The sequence below is a fragment of the Stenotrophomonas sp. STEN240 genome (assembly GCF_056756175.1).
Map to the genome: position 1 here is coordinate 20,784 of NZ_JBRRBO010000054.1, position 8,094 is coordinate 28,877.

Below are 8,094 nucleotides of genomic sequence, written 5' to 3' on the forward strand. Positions count from 1 at the left end.
GTGCTTGACGTTGCCGGGCCTCAGCCCGGCTGCTGCTCGCGAACCACGTTCAATACTTCGTGGCAGGCGCCCATGGTGTGGTAATCGGTCTTGCCGGCTGGGCTCTTTTCGTCGTCGTACTTGCGGTTGTCGGCATCGAGAATGCGGAACCACGCGCCGAAACGATGATCGACGAAGTACTGCCACGAATACGCCCACAGCCGGTCGTACCACTCCCAGTAGCCGGCATCGCCGGTGCGCTTGGCCAGCAGCGCGGCAGCGGCCAACGACTCGGCCTGCACCCAGAAATACTTGTCGTCGTCGCAGACGAAGCTGTCGCCACCGATGGCGGCGCCGTCCATGTTGGGCTGCCGGCGCGACTCCGGCGCGAAGCCGTAATACAGGCCACCACGCGCTTCATCCCACGAGCGCGTCATCGACGTATCGAACAGATGCCGCGCGGTAGGCACCAACCAGTCGGCGTCGACATGGCGGTCGAGGATCATCAACAGTTTGGCCCATTCGGTCTGGTGGCCGGGCTGGAAACCCCACGGGCGGAACAGGTGCTTGGGATTGTCCAGGTTGTAATCCCAATCGATGTTCCAGTCGGTGTCGTAATGTTCCCAGACCAGGCCGCCGGCCTTGGCCGCCTGCCGGCGGGTCATGTTGTCGGCCAGCTGCAGTGCGCGCTGCAGATAGCGCTGCTCGCCGCTGGCTTCGAACGCAGCCAGCATGGCCTCGCACATATGCATGTTGGCGTTCTGGCCACGGTAACCGGTGAAGTTCCAGTTGGCGTCGGCTTCATCGCGGTACAGCCCGTGCTGCGGCTCCCAGAAATGCCGCTCCAGCAGCTGCCAGGTTTCGTCCATCCATTCGCGGCCCTGTTCGATGCCGGCCTTCAACGCGCAGCTGTAAGCCAGCAGCACGAAGGCCACGCCATAACAGTGGTTCATGTCGTCCTCGACCTTGCCATCACGCAGGGTCCAGGCATAACCGTCGGTGGCCGGATTGCGGTGTACATCACGCAGATAGCGCACGCCGTGCTTCACCGCTTCCAGGTACTCGGCATTGCCGTACTCGCGGTAGGCCATGGCGTAGTTGAAGACGAAACGCGTGCTGCTGACCAGGTGGCGGTGGCTGCGGTCGTAGATGCTGCCGTCGTCGCGGTAGTAGTGGAAGAAGCCACCTTCGGCATCGATGCAATGCGGGTGGTAGAAGGCCATCGTATCGGCGACATGCGCGCGCAGGAAAGCCGGTGAACGGAAATCCGGGGTGCTGGTCATGCAGTGGCCTCCTGTTGCTGCAGCAGCTGCTGCACTTCATTCAATGCGGGCATTGCGGCAAACGCGCCCTTGCGGGTAACCGCCAAGGCGCCAACGGCGGCGGCAAATCGCAGCGTGCCGTGGATGGCATTGGGGGTTTTGCAGAACGCGGCAAAGCCGGCGCCCGCACCACCGCGTTCGACCAGGCCCACCAGCACACCGCCGACAAACGCATCGCCTGCAGCAGTGGTATCTACCGCCTGCACACGGAAGCTGGGCACCTCGCCTTCGCCATGTCGCGTATACCAACGCAGCGTTCCCGCCCCATCGGTGACGATCACCCACTGTGCCTGCGCGGCCAGCAGGCGACGCAGCACCTGTGCCTCGCCATCGGCACCCAATGGTGCGGCCAGGTAATCGAGCTCTTCGCGCGAGAGCTTGACCAGATCCGCACGTTCCAGCGCCTGCCAGAGACGCGGTGTCGGATCGACATCGGCCGGCCACAGCGCCGGGCGCAGGTTCAGGTCCAGGCTGACCACCGCACCGGCCGCGCGTGCACGGTCCATGCCCTCGAACGTCACCGCCGCGATCTCCGCCTCGGTCAGGCTGTTGGAGCAGACGTGGAAGCAGGCGGTGCCGTCGAAACAGGCTGGCAGGTAATGCTCGGTGCGGAACAACAGGTCCGCCGCCGGTGGCCGGTAGAAGCTGAAACTACGCTCGCCCTGCGCATCCAGCGCGACAAAGGCAAGCGCGGTCTTGGCCTGGTCGGTACGCACGATGCAGTCGGTTTCAACCCCGGCCTGCTGCAGGCTTTCCAGCAGGAAATCACCAAACATGTCGCGCCCCAGCATGCCGGCGAAGTGGCTGCTGGCACCGAGCCGCGCAGCCGCCACGGCGACATTGGCCGGGGCGCCGCCCGCGTACTGCAGGAACGCGCGCGGGGTGTCGGCCGAGGCCGGCGGTTGCGCTAGTAGATCGATCAAAATTTCGCCGAAACAAACAATCTTGCCCATCTGGCCTCAGTCCTTTTGGCTGACACCGGTGCTGGCGCGTGAACCGACCAGCCCGTAGAAAATGATGTAGCCGTAGCACAGCAACGGCAGGATGAAGGAGTGATGCACGCCGATGCGATCGGCCAGCATGCCCTGCAGGAACGGCACCACGGCGCCGCCGACGATGGCCATGATCAGCAGGCTGGAGGCCTTGTTGGTCAATGGCCCCAGGCGTTCGATGCCCAGCGCGAAGATGGTCGGGAACATGATCGAATTGAACAGGCCGATCGCCACCACCGAATACAGCGCCAACGTGCCTTCACTGGCCATGGTCAATGCCAGCAGGCCGACGTTGATCAAGGCGAACAGCGCCAGCAGCTTTCGCGGCGAGAAGCGCACCAACAGCGCGGAACCGGCGAAACGGCCGATCATCGCCATGGTCCAGTACAGCGACACATAATGCGTGGCCTGCTGCTCACTGAAGCCGCCGATATTGGGCAGCGACAGGTAGTTGACCAGGAAGCTGCCGATCGACACCTCGGCACCTACATAGAAGAAGATGCCCAGCACGCCGAACAACAGGTGCTTGTGGCGCAGCGCATCGCCATAGCTGTGCCGCGCACTGTCGGCCTGCTCGCTGTTCTCGCTCAGCGACGGCAGCCGGAAAAGAAATACAAACAGCGCAAGCAGGAACAGCGCCACCGCCAGGCCGAGATACGGCCCCTGCACCGACTGCGCTTCCTGCGCGCGGTAGGCCAGCTGGTCAGCCAGCGGCAGCGCGGTCAGCTCATCGGCGCTCTTCACCGTATTGCCCAGGATCAACATGCCGCCGAAGATCGGCGCGATGGCGGTACCCAGCGAATTCAATGCCTGTGCAAGCGTGAGGCGGCTGGAGCTGGTGCGTTCCGGGCCAAGCAGCGCGACATAGGGATTGGCCGCAACCTGCAGCACGGTGATGCCGGTTGCCAATACGAACAAGGCCGCAAGGAAGGCACCGTAGACACGCAGCTCGGCCGCCGGCCAGAAGCCAAGTGCACCGATGCCGGCAATGACCAGCCCGGCGACGATGCCCTGCTTGTAGCCCAGCCTTGCCACCAGGCGCCCGGCCGGCAGCGACATCAGGAAGTAGGCACCAAAGAAAGTGAACTGCACCAGCATTGCCTGGGTGTAATTCAGTTCGAACACCGACTTCAGGTGCGGAATCAGGATGTCATTGAGGCAAGTAAGGAAGCCCCACATGAAGAAGATGATGGTCGCCACCGCCAAGGCCACGCGCGTATTGACCACGGGCGCCGACGGGTTTGATGTAGACGATGGCGATGTAGGTATGTGCATGTGGGCTGCCTGGATGCGGTAGTCGAACGGTGGGATTGAAAACTCAACTCGGCCTTGCTGCACTGCTTTCGCGGATCCGCAGCTGCACCGGTGCAACGGTGCGCATTGGTGGCGCGTCGGGGTTGTCCAGGCGCTGCAGCAGCAAGGCGGCGGCTTGGCGGCCACGTTCGCGCGGGTCTGCAGTCAGCGTGGTCAACGGTGGCACCGCAACCGCAGCCTCGGAGATATCGTCGAAGCCGGTGACGGCGAAGTCGCCGCCCGGGCGGATGCCACGCGAGGTCAGGCCCAGCATCAGGCCCAATGCAACCGTATCGTTGTAGCAGACCGCCGCGCTGGGGCGCTGTGCGCTTTCGAACAATTCACCGGTACGTGCCGCCGCTTCCAGACGATTGGGGGCGGACTCGATCATCCACTGCGCGTGCAGCGGCAAACCCGCTTCGCTCAACGCCTGTTGGTAGCCGAGCCGGCGCTGCGCGCACGAGCTGGATGCCGCATGACCGCCGAAGAATGCGATATCACGATGACCGCGATCGATCAGGTGCCGGGTGGCCATGTAGGCACCGTGCTGGTTGTCCAGGGTGAGGAAGTCCCACTCGGCACCGGCCAGCTCACGGTTGAACAGCAATACGTTGGCGTGCGCACCCAGCACGTGGCGCAGCTCCTCGGCATCGCTGCCCTCGGCCGGCGACAGGATGAAGCCGGTGGGCGTGTGTTCCATCAAGGTACTCAGCACCGCCTGCTGCCGCTGCGGCGATTCGCCGGTACTGCCGAGCAGGGTGACATAGCCCTTGCCGCCCAGCGCCTCGTCCACGCCCGAAGCGAACTCGGCGAAGAACGGGTTGGACAGGTCGTTGATCACCAGCGCGATCGACGAGGAGGTGCGCCGGCGCAGGTTGGCGGCGGTGCGGTTGTAGACATAACGCTGCTTGCGCAGCTCAGCCTCGACCTTGGCGCGGGTGTCGACATTGACCAGCGGGCTGCCACGCAGCACCAGCGACACGGTCGCCCGCGACACCCCCACCGCCTGTGCGATGTCGGTGACGGTGACTGCGCGCTGGCCGGCCTTGCGTGCGCCCTTGGCGCCGGGTGAGGTTTCTTTCATCGTTTCCGCTGCGGTTCCAGGATGCCCCAAGCCTATAGGATCGCGGTCACCGCTTGCGCTGCCCGCTCCTGCCTTACCAGCCTTGGTGCGCCCCGTGCTCACGGCTGGGCGCTGGCCGGGGTGGCGCAGTACGACACCGGCAGGTCGGCCGTGGCCGTGCCCCAGCCCTGCTCCGGTGCCTGCGTGCCCAGCGTGAAGCGGACATCGCCGCCCTGCTGCAGGCGCTGCCAGTCCAGCCACACCGCCGGCTGCGGCTTGCCATCAACCTGCACCGCCTGGATGTACTGCAGGCTGCGGCCATCGGCGCCCGGTGCCTGCAGGCGCAGCGTGCGCCCGTTGCCCAGGGTGACCTCGGCCTTGCTGTAGCGCGGGGCGTGCAGCAGGAACTGGCCACTGCCCGGCACTGCCGGGTACAAGCCCAGCGCGCTGAACAGGTACCAGGCCGACATCGTGCCCAGGTCGTCATTGCCGGTGACGCCGTTCGGCGCATTGGTGAACAGCTGCTGCGCGGCGCGGACCACGGTGGCCGTCTTCCACGGCTGGCCGATCAGCGTATACATCCACGGCGCATGCAGGTCCGGCTCGTTGTTGGGGTTGTAGCGGTACTGGTTGTAATAGCTGTACGGGCCAACCACCCACTCCTTGCGTGCCGCGGTCAGCGGCGCCTGCAGAAGAGCGTCGTAGGCGAAGAATGCATCCAGGCGCTTGCCGGCCTGTTCGCGGCCATGCATGGCCTGCAGCATGCCCGGCACGTCCTGCTGCACCAGCCACTGGTACTGCCAACCGGTGCCTTCGTGGAAGCCGTGCTGCGAACGCGGGCTGTAGTGGCCATCGGCCGGTGTATACCAGTCGCCGTTCTCATCGCGAGGACGCGGGAAGCCGGTGAAGCCGGTTTCCGCATCACGCACATCCGCATCCCACACCTTGTGCCAGTTGCCGCCGCGTGTACGCAGCGTCGCCGCATCGGCCGCGTGACCGAGGCCATCGGCCATCTGCGCCAGTGCGCAGTCGGCCAACGCGTATTCCAGCGTTGCCGAACCACCGTGATGCGGGTCCACATCCATGCCCTTGGACGGGAATGCACGGTCGTAACCGACATAACCGTTGGCCAGGTAGCTGGCGTTGCCGGAACGCCCGGCATGGCGCGAGTTGATCGGCGGCATTTCAAAGGCATTGCGACGCAGTGCACCCCAGGCTTCCGCCTCGCGGCCCTGCAGCGCACCGAAGCGCCACAGGTCAACCATGAACGGGGTTACCGGGTCGCCGGTCATCACATTGGTTTCGAAGTTGGCATAGCCCCAGCGCGGCAACCAGCCGCCCTGTTCATTGATGGCCAGCAGGCTGCGGCCGATATCGCGCGCAACGTCCGGGCGGGTCAATGCCAGCCACTGGTTCTGCGTGCGGTAGGTATCCCACAGCGAGAAATACTCGTAATAGGTCCAACCATCGGCGCGATGAATCCCGTCGTCATAACCACGGTAGCGACCATCGGCATCGCTGCCGGTCATCGGCTGCAGCAGTGCGTGGTAAAGCGCGGTGTACAGCACGGTGCGGTCGTCGGCACTCGCGCCTTCAACCTTGACGCTGCCCAACTGCTCGCGCCATTGCGCCTGCGACAGCGCGCGCATGCGATCGAACCCCAGCAGCCTGCCGCCCTGCATGCCGTCACTGCGCAGGTTGTTGCGCGCGCCTTCGGCATCCACATGCGAGATCGCGCTGGTAGCGGTGACGCTGCGGCCGTCGGCCAGATCAAAGCTCAGCCACGCACCATTGGGCTTGGCCTCGCCTTCCATGCTGTGGCGCGCGCCGGGCAGGCCGCCTGCTTCGCCCCAGGTACCATGCGCCTTGAACGGGCGATCGAATTCGATGCGGAACCACGTCGTGTACTGGTGGCCACCGCAGAAACTCTTGGTGACCAGCTTGCCTTCCACCGCGCGGTCACCGACCACATCGATGACGCTGCCGATCACCGAATGGCGCTCGTTGGCCTGCGCAACGTTGACCAGCACCTGGCCTTCGCTGACGCCAGCGCTGAAGGTGTAGCGCTCGGCCGCGGCGCGGGTGCGCGCGGTGGTTTCCACGTCGATGCCGCGGTAGTCGGTAAGGCGTACTTTGTAATAGCCGGCCTGCCCTACTTCGCCGTCATGGCTATAGGCCGAGGCGTAGTTCTTGTGGTCGAAACGCTTGGGGTCCTTGGTATCGAAATCACCGCCCGGGCCGATGCTGCCGGTCACCGGCAAGACCGAAACCTGCCCGCCCTGCTCCCAGCAACCAGCGCCGGAAATGAAGGAATGCCCGAAGCCACGGATCTTCTCGTCGTCATAGCGCCAGCCCGAGTAATGACTGCCGATCGGGCTGACCTGGATCAGGCCGAATGGCGCCGACGCACCCGGGAAGGTGTTGCCGTCATCCTTGCTGCCGATGAAGGTGTTGACCTCGCGCTCCAGCGCGGCCGACGGAGCGGCCTGCAGCAACGGCGCGAAGCTCAGCGCCAGCAGACAGGCAGCCATTGCCAATGGGCGGCGGCGGGAATGGACGGTGGACGGCGATCGGCTCATGTCTTGGATCCTTGGGTCGGTCGGTGCGGCAACGATGTTGGTACGGCAAAGGTTGGCCCGGACAAGCCGGGCCGCTGATACCCAGCCCGTCCCGCAAGGGACGGGGGAGAGATGCCAGGCATCAGCAAAACTGCTCAAGCCCCGCTGCCCGGCTACCGCGATGACTGCGGCAAGCAAGGCAGAAGCAGATAAACCGGGGCCTTCTGAAGCGTCTTTGGCAGCATTTCCAGTGGTTTACAGCGGCCGCGACCGTGCATCTGCGCAACCAGCACTGCCCCCTGGGAATGCTTTCCTGAAAATTTAGATCGATCCAAGTAAAGCACGGGCATTTCCGCGAGCGCATTCTGCGGCGCAACATTCCAGCCAAATCCCGCCCCGTAGTGCCGAGCCATGCTCGGCAGAGGCCTTCCCAGCAAACATCCCGGCAGCGGCATAGGCCGCGAAGGTGGCGGCGCGCAAAGGCCTAGAAGCCAACCCCTCCCCAGCCCGTCCGGCCCGAAGGCACAGCCTTCGGTCGTTCATCAGGCCGCGCGCCAGTGGCGCGCAAGCAGGCCTTCTTCACCCCCTTCGCTACGCGAAAGGGAGGGAGCAAAGCGGTAGTGCCGAGCCATGCTCGGCAGGGGCTTTACCAGCAACATCCCGGCAGCGGCATACGCCGCGAAGCTGGCGGCGCAAACGCCTGAGAGCCAACCCCTCCCAGCCCGTCCGGCCCGAAGGCACAGCCTTCGGTCGTTCATCAGGTGGCGCGCAAGCAGGCCTTCTTCACCCCCCTTCGCTACGCGAAAGGGAGGGAGCAGAGCCGTAGTGCCGAGCCATGCTCTGCATAGGCTTTCCCGGTAAGGCCCCTTCCGAGCATGGCTCGGCAC

General features: G+C 64.9%; 5 protein-coding genes. All 5 read right to left on the reverse strand.

Annotated features, from left to right (window positions below; all coding sequences use genetic code 11):
- Positions 1-20: 20 nt before the first annotated feature.
- A complete protein-coding gene (locus ACVOKO_RS17320) occupies positions 21-1,262 on the reverse strand; it encodes an AGE family epimerase/isomerase (RefSeq protein ID WP_346500236.1) in 1,242 nt (413 codons plus the stop codon).
- Positions 1,259-2,254, reverse strand: a complete 996-nt coding sequence (locus ACVOKO_RS17325; protein WP_346500238.1) for a carbohydrate kinase family protein — start codon at positions 2,252-2,254, stop codon at positions 1,259-1,261. Before ACVOKO_RS17325 ends, ACVOKO_RS17320 begins: the two co-directional genes overlap by 4 nt.
- 6 nt (positions 2,255-2,260) lie before the next feature.
- The gene (gene fucP / locus ACVOKO_RS17330; protein ID WP_346500240.1) at positions 2,261-3,568 is read right to left on the reverse strand and encodes an L-fucose:H+ symporter permease; all 1,308 of its coding nucleotides are present in this window, start codon (positions 3,566-3,568) and stop codon (positions 2,261-2,263) included.
- A 43-nt stretch (positions 3,569-3,611) separates the two neighbouring features.
- On the reverse strand, positions 3,612-4,670 hold the full coding sequence (locus ACVOKO_RS17335; RefSeq protein ID WP_346500242.1) for a LacI family DNA-binding transcriptional regulator: 1,059 nt from the start codon (positions 4,668-4,670) through the stop codon (positions 3,612-3,614).
- Between the two features lie 98 nt (positions 4,671-4,768).
- On the reverse strand, positions 4,769-7,228 hold the full coding sequence (locus ACVOKO_RS17340; RefSeq protein ID WP_346500244.1) for a GH92 family glycosyl hydrolase: 2,460 nt from the start codon (positions 7,226-7,228) through the stop codon (positions 4,769-4,771).
- Positions 7,229-8,094 lie beyond the last annotated feature (866 nt).